We start from the raw sequence: 25,805 nt of genomic DNA, 5'->3' as shown, positions 1-25,805 counted from the left end.
AATAAAAGGTGGAAAACATGACTGGACTTGCAAGCGTCACGAAATTGACTGGCGAAACAGTAGGACAGGAATTCCTGATTTTTACGCTGGGTGACGAAGAGTACGGCGTTGATATTTTAAAAGTACAAGAGATTCGCGGTTATGACCAGGTAACGCGTATCGCCAACACACCTTCCTTCATTAAAGGTGTAACCAACTTACGCGGTGTCATTGTGCCGATTGTTGACTTGCGCGTTAAATTCGCCAAGCAAGATGTTGAATATGATGATAACACCGTTGTTATTGTTTTGAACCTTGGCCAACGTGTTGTGGGCATTGTCGTGGATGGCGTGTCTGATGTGCTGTCATTGACCGCGGATCAAATTCGACCAGCACCTGAGTTTGCTGTAACGCTGTCTACAGAGTATCTGACTGGTCTGGGGTCTCTGGGCGAGAGAATGCTGATTCTGGTTGATATCGAGAAACTGTTGAGTAGCGAAGAAATGGCACTGGTCGATAGCGTATTGAAAGTTTAATCCATTGGCCTTCAGGGGCTACGAAAGTGGCCCCGAAAACCTTCCTTAGCCATATCCTTGTCAGTTCAAAAATTCGTAAAGATATCTAGGATAATGCCGATATCATCGGTGGTTGGTCTACTCAAAAGGCGTTATATGTTTAACCGTATAAAAGTTGTTACAGGTTTGATGCTTGTACTTGTGTTGTTTGGAGCACTTCAGCTTATTTCTGGTGGTTTATTCTTTAGTGCATTAAAAAATGATAAGGATATCTTTAGTTCAACGCAGGTTATTAACCAGAAGCGTTCCGAGCTGGATTCAACATGGTCATATTTATTGCAGACTCGTAATACACTTAACCGTGCGGGTACACGCTTTGCCCTTGATGCAAGCGGTTCGGGAGCGGGTGTTGGTGCTAAAGAGCTTCTCACCTCTGCTGAAAAGCAGATCGCGGTGGCAAATGATTATTTTATGCGATATGAGAAAATACCTCAGGATCCGCGTCAGGATGACAGCATTTCTCGTGGTGTAAAAGAAAACTATGTCGCTCTGAATGCTGCGTTGACGGAACTCATTCAGTTTTTGAACGCAGGGGAATTTAAGAAGTTTGTTGAACAACCGACGCAAAGTTTCCAAGACAACTTTGAAAAAGCGTATTACGTTTATAAAGCAGAAAACGATAAACTTTATCAGGCTGGTATAGCAAAGAATGATGCAGCTTATGATTCGGCGCTTTGGATTCTTGGTTCTATCATTATTCTTGTTTTTGCCTTGGCTCTGTTCTCCTGGTTTGGTATTCAGCAATTATTAATTAGACCGCTAAATAGTATTGTTGAACACATTCGCCATATTGCAAAAGGCGATTTGACAAAAACAACCAATTTCCATAGCAGCAATGAAATGGGGATCCTGGCTAACAGTATTCGCCATATGCAAAGTGAGTTTGTTTCAACCGTCAGTGCGGTTAGACAAGGTGCTGATGCTATTTATACTGGTGCAACAGAAATTAGTGCTGGAAATAACGATCTTTCCTCACGTACTGAGCAACAAGCTGCTTCGTTAGAAGAAACAGCGGCAAGTATGGAACAGCTGACTGCGACTGTTAAGCAGAATGCGGAAAATGCTCGCCAGGCCAGTCAATTGGCTCTTAGTGCGTCAGAGACAGCGCAGAAGGGCGGCAAGGTCGTCGATAATGTCGTCAAAACCATGCACAATATTGCTGGAAGTTCGCAAAAAATTGCCGATATTACTAGTGTAATTGATGGTATTGCTTTCCAAACCAACATTCTTGCTCTGAATGCGGCGGTTGAAGCAGCCAGAGCAGGGGAGCAGGGCCGCGGATTTGCGGTTGTTGCTGGGGAAGTTCGTAATTTGGCGCAGCGTAGTGCTCAGGCGGCAAAAGAAATTAAAAGTCTGATTGAAGATTCTGTCAGCCGGGTCGATGAAGGCTCTGTCTTGGTTGAAAGTGCTGGCGAAACGATGGGAGAGATCGTCAGTGCTGTTACTCGTGTAACCGATATTATGGGTGAAATTGCCTCTGCTTCTGATGAGCAAAGTAAAGGCATCGATCAAGTTGGTCAGGCTGTAACTGAGATGGATCGGGTCACGCAACAAAACGCCTCCCTGGTTGAAGAGTCTGCTGCAGCCGCAGTTGCATTAGAAGACCAGGTGAAAGTGTTGAATCAGGCTGTTGCTGTATTCCGCTTGTCTGAAGATGCAAATTCGTTCAGAAGAACGACACAGGCAACTACGGGTCAGAAACCGGTGTTGCTGGCTCCATCAGCGACTGGCGGTAAGAAAGTGAAAGAAGGTTCATCAACTGACAATTGGGAAACCTTCTGATAAAAACCGTGGTATCGGCTATAAATAAGTCCAAGATGCAGTAACGCTGCTACTGAATAGATCCCCAGCCGCTTACATCTAGGTGGCTGGGTGATTTTTCACTCGCCATAATTTTAAAAGATGAATATGCGAGTAATTTATCGGTGTGCACTTGGGATTACAATGAGATAGCGTCTGGTACTTTGCGGTATGGTAATCCATGGTATTGTTCAATCTGTAACTTGTGTTATGGGTGTGGTTGGTTTTGGTATTAGGCTAAAATTCTAAGGCCAAAAAGCAAAGCAAGCAGGTAGCACAGCTGTGATGAAAGGGACAACGCCACCCAACAGCATGTGGCTTTGGTAGAACAGGCACGCTGAGCGGTTCAGCTTTCAGAACTGCGGGGGGTATTACCAATACAGTGTCAGTTTTAATCGCTATGCGATGAATAATTGACGAATGACAATAAAAACCTGCGTTAGCTGTAAAGGAAAGTTTAGATTGAAAAACACCATAGCAAAAAACAAGATTAGAGCGATTTGATATGAAAAGTACACCATCGCAAAATCGCCCTGAATCTGCTTCTATTCTGACGCAGATGGTTGACAGGTTGCCATTGTCGGACACACATTTCCGTCGAATCAGCCAATTAATATATCAGCGTGCGGGTATTGTCCTTGCCGATCACAAACGCGAAATGGTTTATAACCGTTTGGTAAGACGTCTTCGTTTATTGGGGATCAATGACTTTGGCCAGTATTTAGCACTACTGGAGTCAGATCCTAACAGCGCAGAATGGCAAGCCTTTGTTAATGCATTAACCACTAACCTGACGGCCTTTTTCCGCGAAGCTCATCATTTCCCTATATTGGCTGAGCATGCCAAAAAACGCCCTAATGGCTATACCATCTGGAGTACGGCGGCGTCTACAGGGGAAGAACCTTATTCATTGGCGATGACACTTGCTGAGGTTTTAGGTAATAAAGCGAGTGGATGCCAGGTATGGGCTAGTGATATTGATACTCAAGTATTAGAAAAGGCAACGGCGGGTATCTATCGTCAGGAAGAGTTGCGCTCTCTTTCTCCACAGCAACTACAGCGGTTTTTTTTACGTGGTACCGGGCCGCATAGCGGTTTGGTTCGCGTCCGCCCTGAGCTTGCGTCAATGGTGCACTTCCAACAACTAAATCTGCTCGCACCTGATTGGTCCGTCCCTGCACCATTCGATGCTATTTTTTGTCGCAATGTGATGATTTATTTCGATAAAGAAACTCAAGAGCGTATTCTCCGTCGATTCGTCCCGATGCTTAAACCGGGTGGGTTGTTATTTGCCGGGCATTCTGAGAATTTCAGCCAGATCAGCCGCGAATTCTATTTGCGTGGGCAAACTGTATATGGGCTGGCTAAGGAAAGATAATGAGCAAGATAAGAGTATTATGCGTTGATGATTCTGCCCTCATGCGCCAAATCATGACTGAAATAATTAATAGCCACCCTGATATGGAGGTTGTCGCAACTGCGCCAGATCCATTAGTTGCTCGTGATTTGATTAAAAAATTCAATCCTCAGGTATTGACGCTTGATGTCGAAATGCCGCGTATGGATGGGTTGGATTTTCTTGAAAAGCTTATGCGCCTGCGTCCGATGCCTGTTGTCATGGTGTCATCACTGACTGGCAAAGGTTCGGAGATAACGCTTCGCGCACTCGAGCTTGGTGCGATTGATTTTGTTACCAAGCCGCAGTTAGGTATCCGTGAGGGAATGTTGGCATACAGCGAGCTGATTGCGGAAAAAATTCGCACGGCAGCGAAAGCGCGCTTGCCGCAACGTAGTACAGCGTCAGAGCCGACAAAAATTATTCAGCACACGCCACTACTCAGTAGTGAAAAATTGATTGCGATTGGCGCATCGACAGGGGGAACGGAAGCGATACGACATGTATTACAACCCCTGCCGCCGACCAGCCCTGCGTTATTGATTACACAGCATATGCCACCGGGCTTTACGAAGTCTTTCGCCGAGCGTTTGAACAAGCTATGTCAGATTACGGTGAAAGAAGCGGAGGATGGAGAGCGTGTTCTTCCTGGGCATGCCTATATTGCTCCGGGGGCTCGCCATCTTGAGTTAGCTCGTAGTGGGGCAAACTATCAAGTTCGTTTGAATGATGGACCGCCAGTCAATCGGCATCGTCCATCAGTGGATGTGTTATTCCGTTCGGTTGCCCAATACGCAGGGCGAAATGCTGTAGGGGTTATCCTTACAGGAATGGGGAATGATGGGGCCGCTGGTATGTTGGAACTCCATCAGGCAGGTGCTTATACTCTGGCCCAAAACGAAGCAAGTTGTGTAGTTTTTGGGATGCCACGCGAAGCGATTGCGATGGGTGGCGTCGATGAAGTGGTGGATTTGCACCAGGTGAGCCAGCGTATGTTGGCACAAATCTCTGCCGGACAGGCATTACGTATATAAGCAGCTCTCGGTGAGCAATAAATATTTTAGGAGTAGGTATGGCCGATAAAGAACTCAGGTTTTTGGTAGTGGATGATTTTTCGACAATGCGCCGAATTGTCCGTAACCTGCTGAAGGAACTGGGCTTTAATAACGTAGAAGAGGCAGAGGATGGCGCTGATGCACTGAACAAGCTTCGCGCTAGTGCTTTTGATTTCGTCATTTCTGACTGGAATATGCCCAACATGGATGGACTGGAGCTGTTGCAGACTATTCGTGCTGACGGCTCGCTTTCCAGCCTTCCTGTGCTGATGGTTACGGCAGAAGCGAAGAAAGAGAACATTATCGCTGCTGCACAAGCGGGTGCTAGCGGCTATGTAGTTAAACCATTTACTGCAGCCACCCTTGAAGAAAAGCTGAATAAGATTTTCGAAAAACTGGGTATGTAAGGGGATCTTATGACGCCACATATGCCGTCCGTGAACGACACAGCTTCAGCAACCGAGATCATTTCGCGTATCGGCCAATTGACTCGTATGCTGCGCGATAGTCTGAAAGAGCTGGGTCTGGATAATGCGATAGCAGAAGCAGCAGAGGCTATCCCTGATGCCCGCGATCGTCTTGACTATGTTGTCCAGATGACTGCGCAAGCGGCAGAGCGAGCTCTGAACTGCGTAGAGGCTGCGCAACCACGCCAGAACCAACTAGAAGCTGATGCCAAATCTCTAAAAGTTCGTTGGGATGAATGGTTTGAAAACCCTATCGAGCTGGCTGATGCGCGCGAATTAGTGACGGATACGCGTAGCTATCTTGAAGATGTACCACAGCATACCTCGTTTACCAATGCTCAACTGTTGGAAATTATGATGGCGCAGGATTTCCAGGACCTTACCGGTCAGGTAATCAAGCGTATGATGGATGTTGTTCAGGAGATTGAAAAACAACTGCTGATGGTGTTGCTGGAAAATATTCCGGAAAAACCAGATGCACCGAAGCGAGAAAATGATGGTCTTCTGAATGGGCCACAGTTGGACAAAGGTGCTGCAGGCATTGTCGCCAATCAAGATCAGGTTGACGATCTTCTGGATAGCCTCGGATTCTGATAAACCTTGCTTCGAAAAGACTCATTTTCTTCTTTGCAAAGGTTACGAGCACCATCGCCTCAGTTATTTATGGTCATATTTATGGCCATAAATAGCTAAACTCGATTTCTTCCTCCCTTTCATTCTTACTATTCGTTAAAGAAGCGTTGGTTTTTCTCGTTGTTCCAGCCATAAAACTTTCTCGTATTTGTCATGCTAGGCAGCAAATTCCTATCCCGAAAGTTGTAACAGGAACGCCAACGTGGCTGAAGATAGCGATCTAGAAAAAACAGAAGCCCCCACTCCTCAAAAGGAGGAGAAGGCGCGAGAAGAGGGCCAGATACCTCGATCTCGAGAGCTGACTTCTGTTCTGATGATGGTCGTAGGATTGGCTATTTTGTGGATGGGCGGCGATGCCATGGCTGGCCGATTGGCCAGGATTCTCTCGCAGTCGTTAAATTTTGATTACGCGACGATTGGCGATGATACACAAATGCTACGCCATGTTGGTTCATTACTGCGTCAGGCTGCATCGGCGCTGGTACCGATTATGCTTGGGACTGTATTGGTTGCGCTGTCTGCACCGATGCTGCTGGGTGGGGTATTATTTAGTACCAAGTCATTAAAAGTTGACTTCAAAAAATTAGATCCTATTTCTGGGCTGAAACGGTTATTTTCTTCCCAATCATTGGCGGAGCTTTTCAAGGCGATATTGAAATCAGTCATGGTTGGGATCATTAGTACCTTGTTCTTGATTCACAACTGGCCGAAAATCTTGCATTTGGTATCCGAAGCACCGATTGCGGCGTTAGGTGATGCATTGGAATTGGCTGTAATGTGTGGCTTTCTCATCATTATGGGCCTTATTCCTATGGTCGCTTTTGATGTGTTTTGGCAAGTCTGGAGCCACATCAAAAAATTACGGATGACGAAGCAAGAAATTCGTGATGAGCATAAACAAAGCGAGGGCGACCCTCATGTGAAAGGTCGCATTCGTCAGCAGCAAAGGGCAATGGCCCAGCGTAGGATGATGGCTGATGTGCCTAAGGCTGATGTGATAGTCACTAACCCGACGCACTATGCAATAGCATTACGCTATGATGATAAAAAAATGAATGCGCCGAAAGTGTTGGCTAAAGGGGCTGGAGAGGTTGCTTTGCGTATTCGTGAATTGGGAACAGAACACCGTGTTCCTATTTTGGAAGCACCACCATTGGCGCGAGCACTATTTCGTCATTCAGAGGTCGGCCAGCATATTCCCGCCTCATTGTATGCTGCTGTTGCAGAAGTCTTAGCCTGGGTTTATCAACTGAAACGCTGGAAGCGCGAAGGTGGATTAATTCCTAGAAAACCGAAACATCTACCAGTGCCGGATGCACTGGATTTTGCTAAAGAGAATACTACTGATGGCTAATTTGGCCTCTTTGCTTCGTTTACCGGGTAATATGAAAGGTACCCAATGGCAAATATTAGCTGGGCCAATACTGATCCTGCTGATACTTTCCATGATGGTATTGCCGCTACCACCATTCATTCTGGATCTGCTATTTACCTTTAACATCGCACTATCAATCATGGTATTGCTGGTTGCGATGTTTACGCAACGGACGCTGGAATTCGCCGCGTTCCCTACGATCCTACTGTTTTCTACGTTATTGCGTTTGTCACTTAACGTTGCATCTACCCGTATTATTTTGTTGGAAGGGCACACGGGTACTGCCGCAGCTGGGAAGGTCGTTGAAGCATTTGGGCACTTTCTGGTCGGTGGGAATTTTGCCATTGGTATTGTGGTCTTTATTATTCTCGTCTTAATCAACTTTATGGTTATCACCAAAGGTGCAGGACGTATCGCTGAGGTCGGTGCCCGCTTTGTGTTGGATGGTATGCCAGGTAAACAGATGGCTATCGATGCCGATCTTAATGCTGGGATAATTGGTGAGGAAGAGGCGAAAAAGCGCCGTGCTGAGGTAACTCAGGAGTCAGATTTCTATGGCTCAATGGATGGTGCTAGTAAGTTCGTGCGTGGAGACGCCGTCGCTGGGTTGATTATCATGGTCATTAACATTGTTGGCGGATTGATCGTCGGTGTTGTTCAGCACAACATGCCGGTAGGGCAGGCTGCAGAAAGCTATACGCTGCTTACTATCGGTGATGGTTTGGTTGCTCAGATACCTGCTCTGATTATCTCTACCGCGGCGGGTGTTATTGTCACTCGCGTGAGTACCGATCAGGACGTTGGCCAGCAGATGGTCACCCAGCTATTCAATAATCCGCGGGTTATGGTGCTGAGTGCAGCGGTGATTGGACTTATTGGGTTGGTTCCGGGAATGCCCAACTTTGTCTTCCTGTTATTCACTGCATCCCTACTAGGGCTTGCCTGGTGGATGCGTGGGGAACAAACGAAAGAGCCCGCGATGCAACCTATACCGGCATCAATGGAGAAGCATCAGGTTATTGAAGCCAGTTGGTCTGATGTACAGCTTGAAGATCCGCTGGGTATGGAAGTTGGCTATCGATTGATCCCAATGGTTGATGCGCAGCAAGATGGCGAGCTCCTGGGCAGGATTCGTAGTATCAGGAAAAAGTTTGCTCAGGAAATGGGATACTTACCTCCAGTCGTTCATATCCGGGATAATTTGGAGCTTCAGCCCGCCAGTTATCGCATATTGATGAAAGGTGTTGAAGTGGGCAGCGGTGAAGCTCACCCCGGGCGTTGGATGGCGATCAATCCGGGTAATGCGGTTGGCTCTTTGTCTGGAGATATCACGCAGGATCCTGCGTTTGGGTTGCCAGCAGTCTGGATTGATAATGCACTGAAAGATCAAGCTCAAGCTCAGGGATTTACGGTAGTAGAAGCAAGTACAGTGGTCGCAACACACTTGAACCACTTAATTGCATTACACGCCAGCGAGCTGTTTGGTCGTCAAGAAGCTCAGCAATTAATGGAACGCGTTGCGCAGGAAATGCCGAAACTGACAGAAGATTTCATTCCTGGTGTGGTAACGCTAACGACCTTGCATAAGGTTTTGCAAAACCTGCTCAGCGAGAGGGTTTCGATTAGGGATATGCGCACTATCATGGAGACATTGGCTGAACATGCGCCAGTGCAGCCAGACCCTTATGAACTTACCACGGTGGTTAGAGTTGCACTGGGACGGGCCATCACTCAGCAGTGGTTTCCAGGAGATAGCGAACTTCAGGTTATCGGCCTGGAAGGATCGTTGGAACGCCTTCTTCTACAGGCGCTTCAAGGCGGTGGTGGTCTTGAACCGGGGCTTGCCGATCGCCTGCTTGAACAGGCGAAACAAGCGCTACAGCGGCAGGAAATGTTGGGGGCTCCGCCAGTTCTGCTGGTGAACCATGCTTTACGCGCTTTGCTCGCTCGATTCTTGCATCGTAGCCTGCCAAACATGGCCGTACTTTCTAATCTGGAAATCAGCGATCATCGTCAGATTCGTATGACATCGGTTATTGGGGAAGCCAATAAATGAGGATGGTAATACCCTCTCTGGTAGCAACAGCGCTGGCACTTCCGCTTTGTGCCAACGCGACGCCAGGTAGTTGGAACGGAAGTATGACGGGAATAAAACTTGATAACCGCGGTGAAATGATAACGACGTCAGCGTTTGTTCCTAATATAGCCGTTAAGTCGGATGAAACTATTACGACAATATATTGGCGACACGTTATTGATTCAGCAATACCTGTAGGGCTTGTTGTAAAACTATGCTCACAGTTGCCGCAGCGCTGTGTTGACCTCGATGGGAGTGGGGATGGACAAACTCAGGCATTCGATGGGTTAGCAGCAAATAACGAATTTCGCTTTGTATACTACATCAAAGGGAATGGACGGATTAATCATACGTTCAACGTGCGCACGATCGATATTGCTGTAAACTATAAGTAGTTTTTAAATTATTGTTTTTAATTAATTAAAAGTCTCTACTCCGATGCAGAGACTTTTAGAACGTAATTTTTCTACCGCCTACTGTGACACCTTTCGACTGACCATCTGGACCATACAGTCCCTGACCATGACGAGGCTTCAGTATATTGATGGCTTCGTTCGTATATGCAATATGCCGACTAAGCAGAAGACCATTATGTTTATTCTGATTATTTAGGCGTCTGGTTAACTCTTGCACTTGCTGCCAATAAACAGAAAGTTGTTCAATACCGTCGTAAGGTGCTTGCAGCTTAAGAACCGATTCAGCCTCATGGCGTCGCGCTTCCAAATGCTGCATCGTTGCCAGCAAGGAAGTCTTCTTCTCAGTCATCTGTTGCAGAGCAATGCTGTTAATATGACCAGCACAAAGTAGCGTTTGCTCTTCTGACATCACGACATCAAGCTCACGCAGATTACTCAGCAGTTGATTCAGCGTCGATTGCAGATTTTCCATAACTATTAATTACCTGCTAAAAATTCCTGCGTTTCTTTAAGCAACGCATCCGCAATTTTTCCGGCATCAATTTTAAGTGAGCCATCACGAATTGCCTGTTTCAGGGTTTCAACGCGGTTCATGTCTATGTCCTGCGTACCCGGCTGCATCAACTTTGCCTGCGCATCGCTCAGTTTCACCTGAGTTGCGCTGACTTCAGACTGAGCTTCAGCCTGCTTAGGCTTGGTTTTAGCGACATCGCCAGATTCGCGTTGCTGAACTTGACTGACCGGCTTCAGTGACTGTGTGCGATCAATACTCATAATACATCCCTCTGATTTGAGGATAAATGGTTAATCATCAATGTGTTGATAAATACCAATCACATTGGTGTCCAATTTTAAAACGTCGTCAGTAATGACTCTGTAATTATCATCGGCAAACATGAGCAAATCTTTAATTAATTACTGTGAGATCAGAATAATCCCATCTTCGTTTGTGATTCCGCTGACTATTTGTCCATTTGCCGTTCTGACTCTGACGGCTTGTCCCGCTGCCGCGTTATTCATGGCTTTTCCTTCGCCATTAATCGTAAAGCCTTCCCCTTGGGCGATGATTTGTACCGACTGGCCTGCCTTTACGACCCAGGCTCGTCTAATCATTGACGCGGTAATCACCTGCCCGGGAGTGAGATCGCGTAAAAGGACTGCACCTTGTGCGCTTTGCAACGTCAGTATAGGGCGCAAAGGCAATAAATCGAGCCTGCCTTTTGTCAAACTAATATCTTTTTCTGTCAGGGTTGTCCCGCGATTTACAGGTCGTGAACTGGTGACATAGTTCCCTGTTACCTGAACCTCGGTTTGAATAAAGCGACGCTGCTGTCCACAACGTACGGACAGACTGACATTGCCCCACATTTTTGTATTTCCGGGCAATGTGATTTGGGGCGCTTCGCACTGTGGCCACTGTGATTCCGGCGATTTTACCACAACGTTAACGGTATTCGTGCTTCCTTGAAAGCGTGAAGCAAAAAATTGATTGATCTGCGCTGGAAGGTCGTTCGCATTGACAGAGGGACAAAGAATGAAAAAACCGGTCGCCGCCAGGCATAGGTAATAATATATTGTTTTCATTCCGGTTCGGCTCTCCTGATTCTGATTATATCGGGCATCAGTGTAACGATGTCAGCGTGAGGTTAAGGCAATAAATAGCGCTGCATTTGGTGTCTATTCGTTCGATGGCATAGCCATCATGAGAATTATCCTACTCACTCCAAATTTTAACTTGCGGAGGGAGCATGCTTGATAAATTAGACGCCTCGTTGCGGTTTCAGCAGGAAGCGTTGAACTTGCGTGCCCAGCGGCAGGAGATTCTGGCCGCGAATATTGCTAATGCGGATACGCCAGGCTATCAGGCCAGGGACATCGATTTTGCCAGCCAGCTCAGTAAAACGATGGAGCAAGGGCGGGTGAACGGTACAGGTATCGCGCTGAAAACAACATCTGTACGGCATATACCGGCACAGAATTTTCAGCCGCCGGAGCTTGATTTGTTATATCGCGTACCCGATCAGCCTGCGTTGGATGGCAATACGGTCGATATGGATCGTGAACGTACTAATTTTGCCGATAATAGCCTGAAATATCAAACCAACCTGACCGTTCTGGGCGGACAGATTAAAGGCATGATGTCGGTTCTTCAGTCAGGTTCATGATCGTAGCGCGATGGGAAGGTAAAGATTCATGTCGTTATTAAATATATTCGAAATTTCAGGCTCAGCGCTTTCTGCGCAATCTCAGCGTCTGAATGTGAGCGCCAGCAATCTGGCTAACGCAGACAGCGTGACGGGCCCTGACGGCGAACCTTATCGCGCCAAGCAGGTTGTATTCGAAGTGAATGCAGCGCCAGGGCAATCAACGGGTGGCGTACGCGTTGCCAATGTTATTGAAGACCCATCACCTGCTCGTCTGGTTTACGAACCGGGCAACCCGCTGGCAGATGGTCAGGGATACGTTCGCATGCCGAATGTTGACCCAGTGGCTGAGATGGTGAACACCATTTCAGCATCACGCAGTTATCAGGCAAACGTCGAAGTCTTGAATACGACAAAATCGATGATGCTGAAGACGCTTACGATCGGGCAATAATCGGGAGACGAAATAATGTCTGTAACTATTAATGATACCTCCTCGGCGAGTAGTACGCAGAGTCTCTCGTCTACAACGGCGGTAGAAAAGAACAGCAGTGCCGACTTACAGAATCAATTTCTGACACTTCTGGTTGCGCAGTTGAAGAATCAGGATCCGACGAATCCGATGAGTAATGATCAACTGGTAAGCCAGCTTGCTCAGCTTAATACAGTCAGTGGTATTGAGAAGTTGAATACCACATTGGGTTCTATCTCCGGTCAGATCAGCAACAACCAATCTATGCAGGCAACAACGCTAATTGGCCACAGTGTCATGATCCCTGGAAAAGATATCCTTGTTGGCAAAGAAACCAGTACTCCCTTTGGTGTGGAACTGGAGAAAGCAGCAGAAGTCGTTACTGTCACCGTTAATGATGCGACAGGTAAAGCCGTTCGTACAATCGACCTGGGCACGCTTTCTGCTGGCGTTCATTCATTCAACTGGGATAGCAAACTTTCTGATGGCTCGGTTGCGCCTGATGGAGCTTATACCTTCACTGTTGCTGCCAGCACGGGAGGGGCACAGCAGGTCGTTCAGCCATTGAGCTATGCAGTTGTAAATAGTGTTGTTCGCAGTGATAGCGGTGCCTTGCTGGATTTAGGACTGCGCGGCAAAGCTACGATGGACGATGTCAGGCAAATTCTGTAACAGTATAAATTTCATAGTATTCCAGTGAAATTTACAATCTGGAATAGAACTTAATCAATTCATCTGGAGAACGGCATGGGTTTTTCTCAGGCGGTCAGTGGTTTAAACGCGGCATCTAATAACCTGGATGTTATCGGTAATAACATCGCTAACTCAGCGACAGTAGGTTTTAAATCCGGGACCGTCACATTTGCTGATATGTTCGCGGGTTCTAAAGTCGGTATGGGTGTGAAGGTAGCATCGGTGTTGCAGGATTTCGGTAGTGGTACCGTAACCTCATCCTCACGCGATCTGGATGTTGCAATTAGCGGCGGTGGTTTTTATCGTCTGCAAGATACCAACGGCTCTACCTATTACAGCCGTAATGGTCAATTTATGCTGAACGGACGTAATATCGTCAATGCGCAAGGCATGCAATTGACGGGCTATCCGGTTGGAGGGACGCCACCAGCGGTTCAGACGGGTGCCGATCCTGTACCCTTGACGATTCCCGATGGTGATATGCTGGCGAGTGCTACCACCACTGCCGCTCTTACTGCCAACTTGAAGTCATCCGACTCGATCACTGCGTGGGATAATACGGGTAGTGAAGGAACGTATAACAGCAAAACGGCATTAACGACATATGATAGCCAAGGTAACGTGCATAACTTCACGCTGTATTTCGTTAAAACTGCGGATAATACTTGGCAAACCTATGCCAAGGATGACTCCATCAACCCAGCTAATTATCAAAATGCAGGAACATTAAGCTTTGCTCCTAATGGTGCGTTGACGGGTCACACGCCGTTCACTGTCAACCTCGTTGGTACTAACGGTGCTGCGACGAATACCTTCACACTCAATTTTGGCGGTAGCGTGCAGCAAAACGCTGATTATAGCTATAAAAGCCCAACTCAGAATGGTTTCGCACCAGGATCGCTGACGGGGTTTGCTATCAATGACGATGGTACTATCGAAGGTAGCTATAGCAACGGTCAGAAACAACCGCTGGGGCAGATTTTATTGGCTGGTTTTGCTAACCCTGAAGGGTTATCGCCTGAAGGGGATAACGCCTGGTCCGAAACCGGTAGTTCCGGTCAAGCGGTTATCGGTTTGGCGGGTACCGGAAGTTTGGGGAAACTGATCGGCAAATCCACCGAAAGTTCGAACGTTGACCTGAGTAAAGAGCTGGTCAGTATGATTGTTGCGCAGCGTAACTACCAGTCAAACGCGCAAACCATTAAAACGCAGGATTCCATTCTGCAAACGCTGGTTAGCCTGCGTTAATTATCCTAACGGGGATGTTGCATGGATCACGCGATTTATACGGCAATGGGTGGCGCGAGTCAGTCATTGGAAAAGCAGGCGATTACTGCGAACAACTTGGCTAATGCTTCAACGCCGGGTTTTCGGGCACAGCTGTCTGCATTGCGCGCTGTACCAGTGAATGGGTTGACTTTGCCCACTCGAACGCTGGTTGTCGCTTCTACGCCTGGCGCTGATATGACCGAAGGCGTGATGAATTATACTGGCCGTGCAATGGATGTCGCTTTACCGAAAGAGAGTTGGTTAGCAGTGCAAACGGCTAATGGCGGTGAAGCGTACACCCGTAATGGTAATATGGAGATCAACGCTGATGGGCAATTGACTATTCAGGGGCGTGTAGTTATGGGCGACGGTGGACCGATTGACATTCCTCCACAGGCCCAGATCAGTATTTCTGCTGATGGTACGATTTCTGCGCTTAATGCTGGAGATCCACCAAATACGATTGCCCAGTTGGGGCGTTTAAAGCTTGTCAAAGCTACCGGACAAGAAGTTGAACGTTCTGATGATGGATTGTTTCGCTTGACGCAACAGGCTCAACAGCAACGTGGCAATGTTCTGCAAAACGATCCCACCGTGCGAATTATGCCGGGTGTGATCGAAGGCAGTAACGTGAACACGGTCGATACTATGGTCGATATGATTGCCAATGCTCGTCGCTTTGAAATGCAGATGAAAGTCATTAGCAGTGTCGACGATAATGCACAACGCGCTAATCAGATATTAGCAATGGGTTAAGCGCCGAGTGCGCACAGGAGTGAATAAATGATCCGTTCTTTGTGGATTGCAAAAACCGGCTTGAATGCTCAGCAAACCAATATGGACGTTATTTCCAATAACTTGGCGAACGTCAGCACCAATGGTTTCAAGCGTCAGCGTGCGGTATTTGAAGACTTGATGTATCAAACCATTCGTCAGCCCGGTGCTCAGTCTTCAGAGCAAACCATGCTACCGTCCGGTTTACAGTTAGGTACCGGGGTTCGTCCGGTGTCAACGGAGCGTATTCATACTCAAGGAACCTTTTCCGAGACGGGTAACTCGAAGGATGTGGCCATTAAAGGTCAGGGGTTCTTTCAGGTTCAGTTACCTGATGGAACAACAGCTTACACGCGTGACGGTGCTTTTCAGCTTGATGGTAATGGCCAGTTAGTGACGTCCAGCGGTTATCAGGTCCAGCCTGCCATTACCGTTCCCGCGAATGCGACGGAGCTGAATATCGGTCGTGATGGTATTGTCAGTGTTAAAGTGCAGGGACAGGCAGCAACAAACCAGATTGGTCAGTTGACGCTGACGACCTTTATTAATGATAGCGGCCTTGAGAGCATGGGTGAAAACCTGTATCTGGAAACCGCGAGCTCTGGTGCGCCGAATGAAACGAACCCAGGTTTGAATGGCGCAGGTCTGCTTTATCAGAAGTATGTCGAAACCTCCAACGTCAATGTGGCTGAAGAATTGGTATCGATGATTCAGACTCAGCGTGCCTATGAAATCAACAGTAAAGCCATTTCTTCTTCTGACCAAATGTTGCAGAAATTGACCCAACTGTAATGGGGTACCCGCTAATATCAGGGGGGAGAGCTGGTGCTCTGGTGGCCTGATGTTGGCAACATAGACAGTGTTTAACGGGGTAATGATGACCATAACCATCAGATGAGTGGAACAAGTATGGTTTGATTTGCCTCGTGAATATGTGAAATAGATTAATTTAAGGCGATATCCGCAGTGATAATGAATGCAAAGTCGGTTATCAAACCACTCCGCCGACCCTGTTTGTTGGCATTGTTCGCGATGTTAGCACTTAACGGTTGCGCCTATATTCCGCATGATAAAGTTGTCACTGGGCCTACGACTGCCCAGCCCGGAGCGCCAGTATTAGCGGGTCCCAATGGTTCTATTTTCCAAACCGTGCAGCCGATGAATTATGGCTATCAGCCGATGTTCGAAGATCGCCGTCCGCGCAATGTCGGTGATACGCTGACAATAGTGTTACAGGAAAACGTCAGCGCCAGCAAAAGCTCGTCTGCCAATGCCAGTCGTGATGGATCCTCCACGTTTGGCCTGGCGGCAACGCCGCGTTATTTGGAAGGCCCTCTAGGCAATAACCGAGCCGCTCTGAACGCGACTGGAACAAACGAATTTACTGGTCAGGGTGGTGCTAACGCTAACAACACGTTTAGTGGCACGATTACGGTCACGGTTGGTCAAGTGTTGGCTAATGGCAACCTGAACGTCGTTGGCGAAAAACAAATTGCAATTAATCAGGGAACTGAGTTTATCCGTTTCTCTGGAGTGGTAAATCCGAGAACCATCAGTGGTAATAACTCGGTGCCATCAACCCAGGTAGCGGATGCGCGCATTGAATATGTCGGTAATGGTTATATTAATGAAGCGCAAAACATGGGCTGGTTACAGCGGTTCTTCCTCAATGTTTCTCCGTTCTAAGCTTAAGAGGCCTGCCATGCGGATTGCATCATTTTTCACTGTACTGCTGACGTTACTGACGCTGAATATTGCCCCTGTGTCGGCAGAGAGAATTCGCGATCTGGTTAATATCCAGGGCGTACGTGGTAATGCGTTAATTGGTTACGGCTTAGTGGTTGGTCTGGATGGCTCCGGTGACCAGACCATGCAGACCCCGTTTACCACGCAAAGCTTAACTAACATGCTTTCCCAATTAGGGATTACTGTCCCTGCCGGAACCAACATGCAGTTGAAGAATGTGGCGGCGGTGATGGTAACGGCGGAACTTCCGCCCTTTGGCAGATCGGGCCAGAATATTGATGTCGTTGTGTCTTCACTCGGTAATGCGAAGAGCCTGCGGGGCGGAACGCTATTAATGACCCCATTGAAAGGAGTAGACAATCAGGTTTATGCCCTGGCTCAGGGGAACGTTTTGGTTGGCGGTGCGGGTGCCGCCGCAGGGGGAAGCAGTGTTCAGGTTAACCAGCTAGCTGGTGGACGAATCAGCAACGGTGCGGTTATTGAGCGAGAGTTACCCAGCACGTTTGGTGCGTCGAATACGATCATGCTGCAATTGAAGAATGACGACTTCTCGATGGCGCAGAAAGTCAGCGATGCGATCAATCGCTCTGGGTACGGCGGTACAGCGACTCCGCTGGATGCTCGTACCATTCAGGTACTTGCTCCGCATGGTAACAGTTCTCAGGTTCGCTTTTTGGCCGATGTCCAGAATATTGAAGTTAACGTTGGTATTCAGGACGCCAAAGTGGTGATTAACTCCCGCACCGGTTCTGTCGTGATGAATCGTGATGTCACACTGGATAGCTGTGCTATCGCTCAGGGCAATCTTTCTGTGACGATTAATCAGCAGGCCAACGTTAGTCAGCCTAATACACCATTTGGTGGCGGTCAGACGGTTGTGACTCCGCAAACAGAGATTTCGGTTCAGCAAGCGGGTGGTGCTTTGCAGCGAGTCAATTCCAGCGCCAATCTGAACAACGTCGTGCGTGCACTGAATTCCCTTGGTGCTACGCCAATGGAGCTGATGTCCATTCTACAGGCGATGCAAAGCGCTGGCTGCTTACGCGCTAAACTGGAAATTATCTGATGAGTGATATGCAGACGCTGAATAATGCGGCCTATGATGCGCAGTCTCTGAATACGTTGAAGCGTGAAGTTTCAGGTAATCCTCAAAGCAAAGAGGGCATCAGAGCGGTTGCGCAACAAATGGAAGGCGTGTTTGTACAATTGATGATGAAAAGTATGCGTTCTGCGATTCCACAGGATGGGCTCTTCAATAGCGATCAGACGCGTCTGTATACCTCAATGTATGATCAGCAAATTGCGCAAGAGATTTCCACTAAGGGCAAGGGACTTGGGCTCGCGGATGTCATGGTTGAGCAACTAACCCGACAATCTCCAGATGCTGCGGCAGCCAAAGCTCCCGTTCCCTCGGTTCCATTAACGTTCGATGGTGATGTGCTTAAAAGCATGCCAACGGCGGCAGTGGAGCAGATGGTACGCAAAGCGTTGCCCAAATTACCCAGTACGGGGTCAGCCCTGCCGTTATCCAATAGTAATTTTGTGTCCCAGATTTCCTTGCCTGCACAGATTGCCAGCCAGCATAGCGGCATACCTCATCACCTTATCATCGCCCAGGCGGCGCTTGAATCTGGCTGGGGACAGCGTGAAATTCCTACCGAAGATGGGCGACCAAGCCATAATCTATTCGGCATTAAAGCCGGTAGCCGTTGGAATGGGCCGACAACTGAGATAACCACGACAGAGTATGAGCAAGGCGTGGCCAAAAAGGTGAAAGCCAGCTTCAGAGTCTACGACTCCTATATTGAGGCGATTGGCGACTATGTGAAATTGTTGACCAATAACCCGCGCTATTCTGCGGTGATGAGCGCCGGAACGGCTGAACAAGCGGCTCATGCGTTACAAAAAGCAGGCTATGCAACGGATCCGCAATACGCGCAGAAACTGGTTAGTATGATCCAGCAAATGAAGAATTCAGGTGAGAAAGTGGCGAAAGCCTATACGCACGATTTGAGTCGGCTATTTTGATTTTTTTATTCAAGATTTGCGCTTCCTAACCGATAAAGTAATTAACTTATGTAGCGTATTTGCTGCTTTCAGCATTTAGTTAATCGTGCAGGGCGAAAAGAGCCTGTGTAAAAGGAACAACACCTTATGTCCAATTTAATTAATACCGCGATGAGTGGCTTAAAAGGTGCACAGGTTGCGCTGAGTACCGTGAGTAACAACATTAGTAATCAGGCTGTTACCGGGTATAGTCGGCAAAATACGATAATTGAGCAAGCAATTAGCAGCGGCACATCGGCTGGATATATAGGTAACGGCGTCAATGTTGTTAGCGTCAATCGTCAGTACAACGAGTTCATCACTAATCAGTTGCGTTCTGCGCAAACGACGAGCAGTTCTGTTTCTACTTACTACGAGCAAATTTCTAAGATTGATAATCTGCTGGCCAGTAGCACAACGAGCCTTTCATCAACGCTACAGGATTTCTTTTCTAACCTGCAAAACCTAACCAGTAACGCGGGTGATTCGTCGACTCGTCAAACCGTATTGGGTAAAGCTGAAGGGCTGGTAAACCAATTCAAAGTCACGGATAAATACCTGCGTGACATGGATAGCGGCCTGAATACACAGATTCAAAGCACCGCAGGCCAAATTAATACGTATACCGATCAGATTGCCTCTTTAAACAACGAAATCACGAAGCTGATGGGCGCAAATAGCGGCACGATGCCCAATGATTTGCTCGATCAGCGCGATCTTTTGGTCGATCAACTTAACAAGCTAGTTGGTGTTGATGTTACCGTTCAGGATGGAATTGTTTACAACGTCGCATTGAAAAATGGTACCAATCTGGTTCAGGCTGGCACCAGCAATCAGTTGGTTGCGATTGGTTCGAGCAGCGATCCATCTCGTCTGACCATAGGATATAAAGATCAGACAAACGATATTGTCACGCTGAATGAGAGTTCGTTAACTGGCGGGTCATTAGGCGGTTTGCTCTCTTTCCGTTCAGAGACTCTTGATGAGGCGCGTAACCAGCTAGGGCAGTTAGCGCTGGCGTTCTCTGATGCATTTAATACTCAACATCAGGAAGGTTATGATCGCGATGGTGTTAAAGGTGGAGATTTCTTTTCTTTTGGTAAAGCGGTTGTGCTGAATGATAGCAAGAATGGCGGCAATGCAGTCTTGACCCCATCTTATACTGATACTAAAGATGTGCAGGCAACTAATTATGCAGTTAAATACGATGGCACTAATTGGCAAGTAACCCGCCTGTCTGACAATTCAACATTTACGGCGGCAGTGACGACAGCCGGGACTCCTCCTGAAAGCAGTCTGAGTTTTGATGGCGTCAAAATGACCATTACAGGAACACCTGAAGCGAACGACAGTTTCCTGCTTAAGCCTGTTAATGACGTCATTATCGATATGTCTGTGGCTATTTCCGATCCTAGTAAGATTGCTGCTGCATCCGTTAAGCTTGATGAAAGTGGCAGCCCTGTCCTGGATGCAAGCGGTAATCCTGTCTTTGGCGGTGTAAGTGATAATACGAATGCGAAAGCATTGCTTGCTCTACAAAACGAGAAAATTGTGGGCGGAAAGGCTAGTGTTTCTGGAGCATACGCTAGCCTTGTGGGTACCATTGGCAACCAGACCAGCACGCTGAAGATAAATAACACATCGCAGCAAAACGTTGTGAATCAGTTGACGGCGGAACAGCAGTCGGTATCCGGTGTAAACCTGGATGAAGAATACGGCGACCTGATGCGTTATCAACAATACTACATGGCAAATGCTCAGGTCATCAAAACCGCACAATCCATATTTGACGCTTTATTAGCAGCCCGTGGCTAAGTTTGACCATTAATAGAGAGGAATTGATACCATGCGTTTAAGTACTAGCATGATGTACCAGCAAAATATGCAAGGCATTATTAATGGTCAGGCAACGTGGCAAAAAACGGGTGAGCAGTTGTCAACCGGAAAGCGAGTTGTCAATCCATCGGATGATCCGATAGCGGCAGCAAATGTGGTTATGCTTGGCCAAGCTCAGTCAGAGAATGGTCAATACACGTTAGCACGCACATTTGCTAAGCAAAGTATGTCGCTGGAAGAGTCTATTTTAGATAAGAGCGTTACTACGATTACCACTGCATTGACTGAAGTAATCAAAGGTGGTGGTGTTCTTAGTGATGACGATCGTAAATCGGTGGCGACGTCTCTGCGTGGCATGAAAGCTGAGTTGCTCAATATGGCTAACAGCACTGACGGTAACGGCAATTATATTTTTGCTGGTTATGAAACCGACAAAGCTCCTTTTGCTGAGGGGGCCGCTGGTATTGAATATGTGGGTGGAAGTCAGGCTATTTCACAGCGTGTAGATGCGGCCCGAGATATGACGGTCAGCCATATTGGCTCCGCGGTATTCAATGGGATAACCGGTGATGCTCAAAAAGAACCGGATGGTAGCATCCAGGCGGATTTATTTGAGACGTTGGATATTGCTATTAAGGCGCTTGAAACCCCTATTGCTGATGCTGACGATGCAACAAAAGCCGATGCAACGGCGGCGTTAGATACAGCAAATCGTGGTTTGAAAAATTCGTTGAATAATATTTCTGCTGCCCGTGCAGAATTAGGTATTCAACTCAATGAAATTGATAATCTTGATGCAATTGGTAAAGATCGCGATGTTGCCAATAAAACAACGTTGTCACAGCTGCAAGATACCGATTGGTATGAAGCGATATCGTCTTACGTCATGCAGCAATCTTCTTTGCAAGCGTCTTATACGGCTTTCCAGAATATGCAGGGAATGTCATTGTTCCAGATGAAATAGTAGTAATAGACGATACTCTTCTATTCTACTTTATGGTTTGAATACGCTTAAACCGGGCGTATTTTTTAGGCATGTCACTCTCTTCATTATTCTGAATGGATGACATGCCATTTTTTATTCCCCCCAACCAAAATTGCCTCTGGCAACCCCTTCTACATCACACTGAATCTACACCAGCCTTTGATCGCCCCGCCAAGCTCAAGCCACATAGCGATCAGGTTCTACAATCTGGTACAGTCTCAAAAAATTGCAGGTATAATCCCATACATTATTTAACGGGTTTAGAGGCGAACATGACAAAACTCACTTTACAAGAGCAGATGCTAAAAGCTGGGTTAGTGACCAGCAAAAAAATGGCCAAAGTCCAAAGAACGGCTAAAAAATCACGCGTTCAGACTCGTGAGGCAAGAGAGGCTGTGGAAGAAAATAAAAAAGCACAGCTTGAGCGTGATAAACAGCTAAGCGAACAACAAAAACAAGCTGCTTTATCTAAAGAATATAAAGCTCAGGTGAAGCAACTCATCGAAATGAACAGAATCAATATTCCGAAAGGCGATATTGGTTTTAACTTCACAGATGGCAATTTAATTAAAAAGATAGTTGTAGACAAGCTGACCCAAGCTCAACTGATTAGCGGCCGTCTCGCCATTGCTCGTTTGGTTGTTGATAACGGTGGAGAGAGTGAATACGCTATTATTCCTGCTATCGTAGCCGATAAAATTGCACAGCGAGATGCGAACAGCATTGTATTAAATAGTGCACTTAGTCAGGAAGAGCAAGATGAAGAAGATCCGTATGCCGATTTTAAAGTGCCCGATGATTTGATGTGGTAATTATCATTCTACAAGTGCTTATGTATGGAAAGTCCATCAGGACTTTTCATTAAGGTTTTATATTCAGCCAGTTTATAAAAACGACATATTATCCAGAAGCGCTGCCAATTCTTTGCTTCCAGTCAGGTTGGAAGCCGCTTTTGGGTCTACCCGTGTTTTATGGTGCGTCGCTTATGCCTTCACTTGGCAGAGGCTCCTCACATACCAGAATTTTATCGCTCAGGCTCAAACCAAAGACGTAGTCTACACAGACATTGTGTTCTACACTGCGCATTGAAAAAACTGAGTAGATAAACAATTAAGTAGGTGGTCATGGTGATGAACGGAACAATCACAACGTGGTTTGAAGATAAAGGTTTTGGATTTATCAAAGATGAAAACGGTGATAACCGTTATTTTCATGTGATTAAGGTCGTCAACCCTGAGATGATTAAAAAAGATGCTGCGGTGACTTTTGAACCCACCACGAATAACAAAGGGTTGTCAGCTTATGCGGTGAAAGTCGTACCGGAAAGCAAATACATCTATATCGCGGGTGAGCGCCTTAAGCTCACATCGATCAAGTCTTACCTGGTTTACCGTGAGGAAGTGCCTGTCGATACTCGCATTGATAAAGAAAATGCGGTGCTGTCTGTGGGGGCGCTTATGAATAGTATCAGGCCGAAATCAGCCACTAAACCTGGTGAAATGCGTTCACTGAAAAAACTGGCGATCACCACCTTTCAGGGAACGACGTTAATCTTCTCGGAAGATGAGATAGACGTGGATGCTGCGGTGAAACTGCTTAAGGTTTGAAGCAACTCTGACTGAACCTGTGTCGAAATTCTACGCTATTCGTAAGCAAAATATTGACATTGCTTACCGATCGAGATGCTCAGTGGCATACGGTTATGTCACTGATTTCGCTCTCAACCAGAACCACCGCCACAATCCAGCGAATGCTTTCACTACGTTGGCCTGATGGCACATCATTTAGGGTATTTTGCGTTTTCAACGCTGATCTTGCATGGGTGACAGAAAACTAAATAAGAATGATATTATCTAAGTCATACGATGCAGGCGACAGCTGACATAGGCGTTAATCCCAGGAGCTACTTATGAACAATGAAGTATCACTTAAATATTATGACATCGTGGATGAGTATTCGACGGAATCAGCAGAACCGGTGGTCGAGTCCGAACGAGAATCCCTAGCGCGCTATTTCCAACTGCTGATCACCCGCTTAATGAATAACGAGGAAATCAGTGAAAATGCGCAGAAAGAGATGGCCAGTGAAGCCGGTATTGATGAGCGTCGTATCGATGAGATCGCCATGTTCCTGAATCAATGGGGCAATGAGTAGCTAATGCCAAAGCTATTTGGCATTAGGGATGTTATGTTTGTCTTCTGCTCTTAGCTTATCGTCAGAAATTGCTAAAAACAAAAATCCCACTTAAGTTGCCTTCAGTGGGATTTTTTAATTCCTATAGAGGGTTAAGAACTCGCTAGCTGGCTGAGAATATCAGCGAGTAAATCGAAAACTTCGCTGAATAAATGTTCGGCGAATGGTGGAACAAGTGGGAGCAATAAACCTAGCGTCATGATTCCGATAGTGAGTGTAATCGGGAAACCAACGACAAATATTGATAGTTGAGGCGCCATGCGGTTAAGCATGCCTAACGCCAGGTTGATGGTCAGCAATAGGGTTATGATGGGTAGGGCTAACATCAATCCGTTAATAAAAATTAGCCCACCGGCACGCGCAAGAGCGAGAAAAGCATGGCTATTAATAGGATTGGCACTGATGGGTAGGGTATAGAAGCTATCTGCTAATAACGAGATCAGCCAGAGGTGCCCATCAAAGGTTAGGAATAGTAGGATTGCGAGAATATTCAGGAAACGGGCTATTACCTGCATATTCGGACCACCTGTCGGATCAAAAAAGGTCGCAAAAGCGAGCCCCATCTGCAAGCCAATCAGCTCTCCCGCATGGCGAATAGCGGCAAATGCCAACTGCATTGATAATCCTAGTGTTACACCGATAAGTATTTGTTGTATTAGCAGCCACACGCCTGCAACAGAAAAAATAGGCGTGGTGTTTAACGGCAAATAAGGTGCAACGAGTAGGGTAATCAGCACACCTAGGCCGATTTTCACCCGATTTGCAATTGATCTTTCGTTAAAGACTGGGGCGGTACTGATCAAGGCTAGAATTCTGACAAAGGGCCAGAAAAACTGGCTAACCCAATTCACCATGTCCCAACTGTTAAACGTTAGCATGCTTACCCAATAATATTAGGTAACTGGCCGAAGAGCGTACGCATATAGTCCAGCATGAGGTTTAACATCCAGGGTCCAGCGATGACTAAGGTGAAGAATACCGTTAGGATTTTAGGGATAAATGACAGTGTCATTTCGTTTACCTGGGTAGCCGCCTGCAAGAGACTAATTGTCAGGCCACTGAGCAGCGCCGCCATCAGAGGCGGGGCCGCCAGCGCCAATGCGATTTTCATTGCTTCATAGCCAAGTGCCATCACCGATTCTGGTGTCATAGTCGCATTCCTCTATTCGTCTAACTGTAAAAACTTTGTGCTAATGAACCGAGTAGCAGCTGCCAGCCATCGACTAATACGAAAAGCATGAGTTTAAAAGGCAATGAAATTGTCGCCGGAGGAACCATCATCATCCCCAGTGCCATCAATACGCTGGCAACAACGAGGTCAATGATGAGGAAAGGGATAAACACGGTGAAACCAATCTGGAACGCAGTTTTGAGCTCGCTTGTCACAAATGCGGGGAGAAGTACACGCATAGGTACTGCTTCAGGCCCCTGGATCTCTGGAATTTCAGCCAGCCTGGTAAACAATGCCAGATCGGTTTCTCTGGTCTGCCGTAACATGAATTCACGCACAGGTTCTGCGCCACGCTCAATGGCGACTTCCATACTGATTTGATCTTGACTGAATGGAAGATAGGCTTCGTCATAAACGCGGTTTAATACCGGGGACATGACAAAAAACGTCAGAAAAAGCGTCAATCCGAGCAATACCTGGTTTGGCGGCGCGGTCGGTGTACCCAACGCATTGCGTAACAAACTCAGTACAATGATGATGCGGGTGAAGCTGGTCATCATTAGCAAGGCAGCAGGGAGAAACGTTAACGACGTGAGGAAAACCAGCGTTTGTACTGATAGCGTCCAGCTCTGTCCACCGTTAGGCAGCGGTTGCGTCACAATTCCGGGAAGCTGTGCCCATACTGATGGTGCCATGAACAAT

General features: G+C 47.0%; 29 protein-coding genes. 23 read left to right on the top strand and 6 right to left on the bottom strand.

Annotated features, from left to right (window positions below; genetic code table 11):
* The first annotated feature begins 17 nt into the window (after nucleotides 1–17).
* The 9 genes from cheW to KP22_RS07540 all read left to right on the top strand — a co-directional run bounded on the left by cheW (nucleotide 18) and on the right by KP22_RS07540 (nucleotide 9,752).
* Nucleotides 18–515 carry a chemotaxis protein CheW gene (gene cheW / locus KP22_RS07580; protein WP_039298652.1) on the top strand — a complete coding sequence of 166 codons (498 nt, stop codon included), beginning with the start codon at nucleotides 18–20 and terminating at the stop codon, nucleotides 513–515.
* 135 nt (nucleotides 516–650) lie between these two features.
* On the top strand, nucleotides 651–2,336 hold the full coding sequence (locus tag KP22_RS07575; protein ID WP_039298655.1) for a methyl-accepting chemotaxis protein: 1,686 nt from the start codon (nucleotides 651–653) through the stop codon (nucleotides 2,334–2,336).
* A gap of 523 nt (nucleotides 2,337–2,859) precedes the next feature.
* The gene (gene cheR / locus KP22_RS07570; RefSeq protein WP_011093271.1) at nucleotides 2,860–3,732 is read left to right on the top strand and encodes a protein-glutamate O-methyltransferase CheR; all 873 of its coding nucleotides are present in this window, start codon (nucleotides 2,860–2,862) and stop codon (nucleotides 3,730–3,732) included.
* Nucleotides 3,732–4,784 carry a protein-glutamate methylesterase/protein-glutamine glutaminase gene (locus tag KP22_RS07565; RefSeq protein ID WP_039298659.1) on the top strand — a complete coding sequence of 351 codons (1,053 nt, stop codon included), beginning with the start codon at nucleotides 3,732–3,734 and terminating at the stop codon, nucleotides 4,782–4,784. Before cheR ends, KP22_RS07565 begins: the two co-directional genes overlap by 1 nt.
* 38 nt (nucleotides 4,785–4,822) lie before the next feature.
* A complete protein-coding gene (gene cheY / locus KP22_RS07560; protein WP_039298662.1) occupies nucleotides 4,823–5,212 on the top strand; it encodes a chemotaxis response regulator CheY in 390 nt (129 codons plus the stop codon).
* Nucleotides 5,213–5,221: 9 nt separating this feature from the next.
* Nucleotides 5,222–5,866: a protein phosphatase CheZ gene (gene cheZ, locus KP22_RS07555; protein ID WP_039298664.1), complete on the top strand. Its 645-nt coding sequence runs from the start codon at nucleotides 5,222–5,224 to the stop codon at nucleotides 5,864–5,866.
* Nucleotides 5,867–6,107: 241 nt separating this feature from the next.
* Nucleotides 6,108–7,259 (top strand): flagellar biosynthesis protein FlhB, encoded by a 1,152-nt coding sequence (gene flhB / locus KP22_RS07550; protein ID WP_039298667.1) that lies wholly within the window; start codon nucleotides 6,108–6,110, stop codon nucleotides 7,257–7,259.
* Nucleotides 7,252–9,336 carry a flagellar biosynthesis protein FlhA gene (gene flhA / locus KP22_RS07545; protein WP_039323334.1) on the top strand — a complete coding sequence of 695 codons (2,085 nt, stop codon included), beginning with the start codon at nucleotides 7,252–7,254 and terminating at the stop codon, nucleotides 9,334–9,336. The genes flhB and flhA overlap by 8 nt, the downstream gene beginning before the upstream one ends.
* Nucleotides 9,333–9,752: a flagellar protein FlhE gene (locus tag KP22_RS07540; RefSeq protein WP_039323333.1), complete on the top strand. Its 420-nt coding sequence runs from the start codon at nucleotides 9,333–9,335 to the stop codon at nucleotides 9,750–9,752. Before flhA ends, KP22_RS07540 begins: the two co-directional genes overlap by 4 nt.
* 55 nt (nucleotides 9,753–9,807) lie before the next feature.
* Here the strand turns inward: KP22_RS07540 and KP22_RS07535 are convergent, their stop codons facing one another.
* The 3 genes from KP22_RS07535 to flgA form a co-directional block, all read right to left on the bottom strand.
* Nucleotides 9,808–10,245 carry a flagella synthesis protein FlgN gene (locus KP22_RS07535; RefSeq protein WP_039323331.1) on the bottom strand — a complete coding sequence of 146 codons (438 nt, stop codon included), beginning with the start codon at nucleotides 10,243–10,245 and terminating at the stop codon, nucleotides 9,808–9,810.
* Nucleotides 10,246–10,250: 5 nt separating this feature from the next.
* The gene (flgM, locus tag KP22_RS07530) at nucleotides 10,251–10,547 is read right to left on the bottom strand and encodes a flagellar biosynthesis anti-sigma factor FlgM (RefSeq protein ID WP_039298679.1); all 297 of its coding nucleotides are present in this window, start codon (nucleotides 10,545–10,547) and stop codon (nucleotides 10,251–10,253) included.
* Nucleotides 10,548–10,688: 141 nt separating this feature from the next.
* Nucleotides 10,689–11,357 carry a flagellar basal body P-ring formation chaperone FlgA gene (gene flgA / locus KP22_RS07525; RefSeq protein WP_039298681.1) on the bottom strand — a complete coding sequence of 223 codons (669 nt, stop codon included), beginning with the start codon at nucleotides 11,355–11,357 and terminating at the stop codon, nucleotides 10,689–10,691.
* A gap of 164 nt (nucleotides 11,358–11,521) precedes the next feature.
* On the opposite strand from flgA, the gene flgB reads away from it, so the two are divergent.
* The 14 genes from flgB (at nucleotide 11,522) to KP22_RS07455 (ending at nucleotide 23,893) form a co-directional block, all read left to right on the top strand.
* Nucleotides 11,522–11,938, top strand: coding sequence for a flagellar basal body rod protein FlgB (gene flgB / locus KP22_RS07520; protein ID WP_039298683.1), 417 nt, complete (start codon nucleotides 11,522–11,524; stop codon nucleotides 11,936–11,938).
* Nucleotides 11,939–11,966: 28 nt separating this feature from the next.
* The gene (flgC, locus tag KP22_RS07515) at nucleotides 11,967–12,371 is read left to right on the top strand and encodes a flagellar basal body rod protein FlgC (protein WP_015840801.1); all 405 of its coding nucleotides are present in this window, start codon (nucleotides 11,967–11,969) and stop codon (nucleotides 12,369–12,371) included.
* 15 nt (nucleotides 12,372–12,386) lie between these two features.
* The gene (gene flgD / locus KP22_RS07510) at nucleotides 12,387–13,061 is read left to right on the top strand and encodes a flagellar hook assembly protein FlgD (protein ID WP_039298686.1); all 675 of its coding nucleotides are present in this window, start codon (nucleotides 12,387–12,389) and stop codon (nucleotides 13,059–13,061) included.
* Between the two features lie 75 nt (nucleotides 13,062–13,136).
* The gene (flgE, locus tag KP22_RS07505; RefSeq protein WP_039298688.1) at nucleotides 13,137–14,330 is read left to right on the top strand and encodes a flagellar hook protein FlgE; all 1,194 of its coding nucleotides are present in this window, start codon (nucleotides 13,137–13,139) and stop codon (nucleotides 14,328–14,330) included.
* 21 nt (nucleotides 14,331–14,351) lie between these two features.
* Nucleotides 14,352–15,107 (top strand): flagellar basal body rod protein FlgF, encoded by a 756-nt coding sequence (locus KP22_RS07500; RefSeq protein ID WP_011093285.1) that lies wholly within the window; start codon nucleotides 14,352–14,354, stop codon nucleotides 15,105–15,107.
* A 27-nt stretch (nucleotides 15,108–15,134) separates the two neighbouring features.
* Complete coding sequence (gene flgG, locus KP22_RS07495) at nucleotides 15,135–15,917, top strand: flagellar basal-body rod protein FlgG (protein WP_011093286.1); 783 nt, start codon at nucleotides 15,135–15,137, stop codon at nucleotides 15,915–15,917.
* A 180-nt stretch (nucleotides 15,918–16,097) separates the two neighbouring features.
* Nucleotides 16,098–16,811, top strand: a complete 714-nt coding sequence (locus tag KP22_RS07490) for a flagellar basal body L-ring protein FlgH (protein WP_039298690.1) — start codon at nucleotides 16,098–16,100, stop codon at nucleotides 16,809–16,811.
* A 16-nt stretch (nucleotides 16,812–16,827) separates the two neighbouring features.
* Complete coding sequence (locus KP22_RS07485; RefSeq protein WP_039298692.1) at nucleotides 16,828–17,937, top strand: flagellar basal body P-ring protein FlgI; 1,110 nt, start codon at nucleotides 16,828–16,830, stop codon at nucleotides 17,935–17,937.
* Complete coding sequence (flgJ, locus tag KP22_RS07480; protein WP_039323330.1) at nucleotides 17,937–18,899, top strand: flagellar assembly peptidoglycan hydrolase FlgJ; 963 nt, start codon at nucleotides 17,937–17,939, stop codon at nucleotides 18,897–18,899. Before KP22_RS07485 ends, flgJ begins: the two co-directional genes overlap by 1 nt.
* Nucleotides 18,900–19,025: 126 nt before the next feature.
* A complete protein-coding gene (gene flgK / locus KP22_RS07475) occupies nucleotides 19,026–20,732 on the top strand; it encodes a flagellar hook-associated protein FlgK (protein ID WP_039323329.1) in 1,707 nt (568 codons plus the stop codon).
* 31 nt (nucleotides 20,733–20,763) lie between these two features.
* Nucleotides 20,764–21,717 carry a flagellar hook-associated protein FlgL gene (gene flgL, locus KP22_RS07470; RefSeq protein WP_039323328.1) on the top strand — a complete coding sequence of 318 codons (954 nt, stop codon included), beginning with the start codon at nucleotides 20,764–20,766 and terminating at the stop codon, nucleotides 21,715–21,717.
* A gap of 293 nt (nucleotides 21,718–22,010) precedes the next feature.
* The gene (locus KP22_RS07465) at nucleotides 22,011–22,550 is read left to right on the top strand and encodes a DUF2058 domain-containing protein (protein ID WP_039323326.1); all 540 of its coding nucleotides are present in this window, start codon (nucleotides 22,011–22,013) and stop codon (nucleotides 22,548–22,550) included.
* Nucleotides 22,551–22,862: 312 nt separating this feature from the next.
* A complete protein-coding gene (locus KP22_RS07460; protein ID WP_039298703.1) occupies nucleotides 22,863–23,345 on the top strand; it encodes a cold-shock protein in 483 nt (160 codons plus the stop codon).
* A 302-nt stretch (nucleotides 23,346–23,647) separates the two neighbouring features.
* A complete protein-coding gene (locus tag KP22_RS07455; protein WP_039298706.1) occupies nucleotides 23,648–23,893 on the top strand; it encodes a YmjA family protein in 246 nt (81 codons plus the stop codon).
* Between the two features lie 131 nt (nucleotides 23,894–24,024).
* Here KP22_RS07455 and fliR read toward each other — a convergent pair whose 3' ends face one another.
* The 3 genes from fliR to fliP are packed head-to-tail and all read right to left on the bottom strand — an operon-like array spanning nucleotide 24,025 to nucleotide 25,798.
* Entirely contained in the window at nucleotides 24,025–24,810 is a 786-nt protein-coding gene (fliR, locus tag KP22_RS07450) for a flagellar biosynthetic protein FliR (RefSeq protein ID WP_039298707.1), read from the bottom strand.
* Between the two features lie 2 nt (nucleotides 24,811–24,812).
* The gene (gene fliQ / locus KP22_RS07445; protein ID WP_039298709.1) at nucleotides 24,813–25,082 is read right to left on the bottom strand and encodes a flagellar biosynthesis protein FliQ; all 270 of its coding nucleotides are present in this window, start codon (nucleotides 25,080–25,082) and stop codon (nucleotides 24,813–24,815) included.
* 20 nt (nucleotides 25,083–25,102) lie between these two features.
* Nucleotides 25,103–25,798, bottom strand: a complete 696-nt coding sequence (gene fliP, locus KP22_RS07440) for a flagellar type III secretion system pore protein FliP (RefSeq protein WP_193554760.1) — start codon at nucleotides 25,796–25,798, stop codon at nucleotides 25,103–25,105.
* Nucleotides 25,799–25,805: the final 7 nt, after the last annotated feature.

The sequence above is a fragment of the Pectobacterium betavasculorum genome (genome assembly GCF_000749845.1).
In the GTDB taxonomy this organism is placed as follows: Bacteria; Pseudomonadota; Gammaproteobacteria; order Enterobacterales; family Enterobacteriaceae; genus Pectobacterium; species Pectobacterium betavasculorum.
This window is presented reverse-complemented; position numbering and strand designations above follow the sequence as displayed.

Coding starts and splice junctions, on each gene's coding strand:
- KP22_RS07565 (WP_039298659.1), top strand. CDS start 3,732: ATGAGCAAGATAAGAGTATTATGCGTTGATGATTCTGCCCTCATGCGC.
- KP22_RS07535 (WP_039323331.1), bottom strand. CDS start 10,245: ATGGAAAATCTGCAATCGACGCTGAATCAACTGCTGAGTAATCTGCGT.
- KP22_RS07540 (WP_039323333.1), top strand. CDS start 9,333: ATGAGGATGGTAATACCCTCTCTGGTAGCAACAGCGCTGGCACTTCCG.
- flgG (WP_011093286.1), top strand. CDS start 15,135: ATGATCCGTTCTTTGTGGATTGCAAAAACCGGCTTGAATGCTCAGCAA.
- flgA (WP_039298681.1), bottom strand. CDS start 11,357: ATGAAAACAATATATTATTACCTATGCCTGGCGGCGACCGGTTTTTTC.
- KP22_RS07455 (WP_039298706.1), top strand. CDS start 23,648: ATGAACAATGAAGTATCACTTAAATATTATGACATCGTGGATGAGTAT.
- cheY (WP_039298662.1), top strand. CDS start 4,823: ATGGCCGATAAAGAACTCAGGTTTTTGGTAGTGGATGATTTTTCGACA.
- fliP (WP_193554760.1), bottom strand. CDS start 25,798: ATGGCACCATCAGTATGGGCACAGCTTCCCGGAATTGTGACGCAACCG.
- flgC (WP_015840801.1), top strand. CDS start 11,967: ATGTCGTTATTAAATATATTCGAAATTTCAGGCTCAGCGCTTTCTGCG.
- KP22_RS07575 (WP_039298655.1), top strand. CDS start 651: ATGTTTAACCGTATAAAAGTTGTTACAGGTTTGATGCTTGTACTTGTG.
- flgL (WP_039323328.1), top strand. CDS start 20,764: ATGCGTTTAAGTACTAGCATGATGTACCAGCAAAATATGCAAGGCATT.
- flgD (WP_039298686.1), top strand. CDS start 12,387: ATGTCTGTAACTATTAATGATACCTCCTCGGCGAGTAGTACGCAGAGT.
- flhA (WP_039323334.1), top strand. CDS start 7,252: ATGGCTAATTTGGCCTCTTTGCTTCGTTTACCGGGTAATATGAAAGGT.
- fliR (WP_039298707.1), bottom strand. CDS start 24,810: ATGCTAACGTTTAACAGTTGGGACATGGTGAATTGGGTTAGCCAGTTT.
- KP22_RS07460 (WP_039298703.1), top strand. CDS start 22,863: ATGGTGATGAACGGAACAATCACAACGTGGTTTGAAGATAAAGGTTTT.
- cheR (WP_011093271.1), top strand. CDS start 2,860: ATGAAAAGTACACCATCGCAAAATCGCCCTGAATCTGCTTCTATTCTG.
- flgB (WP_039298683.1), top strand. CDS start 11,522: ATGCTTGATAAATTAGACGCCTCGTTGCGGTTTCAGCAGGAAGCGTTG.
- cheW (WP_039298652.1), top strand. CDS start 18: ATGACTGGACTTGCAAGCGTCACGAAATTGACTGGCGAAACAGTAGGA.
- cheZ (WP_039298664.1), top strand. CDS start 5,222: ATGACGCCACATATGCCGTCCGTGAACGACACAGCTTCAGCAACCGAG.
- KP22_RS07500 (WP_011093285.1), top strand. CDS start 14,352: ATGGATCACGCGATTTATACGGCAATGGGTGGCGCGAGTCAGTCATTG.
- flgE (WP_039298688.1), top strand. CDS start 13,137: ATGGGTTTTTCTCAGGCGGTCAGTGGTTTAAACGCGGCATCTAATAAC.
- KP22_RS07465 (WP_039323326.1), top strand. CDS start 22,011: ATGACAAAACTCACTTTACAAGAGCAGATGCTAAAAGCTGGGTTAGTG.
- KP22_RS07485 (WP_039298692.1), top strand. CDS start 16,828: ATGCGGATTGCATCATTTTTCACTGTACTGCTGACGTTACTGACGCTG.
- flgM (WP_039298679.1), bottom strand. CDS start 10,547: ATGAGTATTGATCGCACACAGTCACTGAAGCCGGTCAGTCAAGTTCAG.
- fliQ (WP_039298709.1), bottom strand. CDS start 25,082: ATGACACCAGAATCGGTGATGGCACTTGGCTATGAAGCAATGAAAATC.
- KP22_RS07490 (WP_039298690.1), top strand. CDS start 16,098: ATGAATGCAAAGTCGGTTATCAAACCACTCCGCCGACCCTGTTTGTTG.
- flgK (WP_039323329.1), top strand. CDS start 19,026: ATGTCCAATTTAATTAATACCGCGATGAGTGGCTTAAAAGGTGCACAG.
- flgJ (WP_039323330.1), top strand. CDS start 17,937: ATGAGTGATATGCAGACGCTGAATAATGCGGCCTATGATGCGCAGTCT.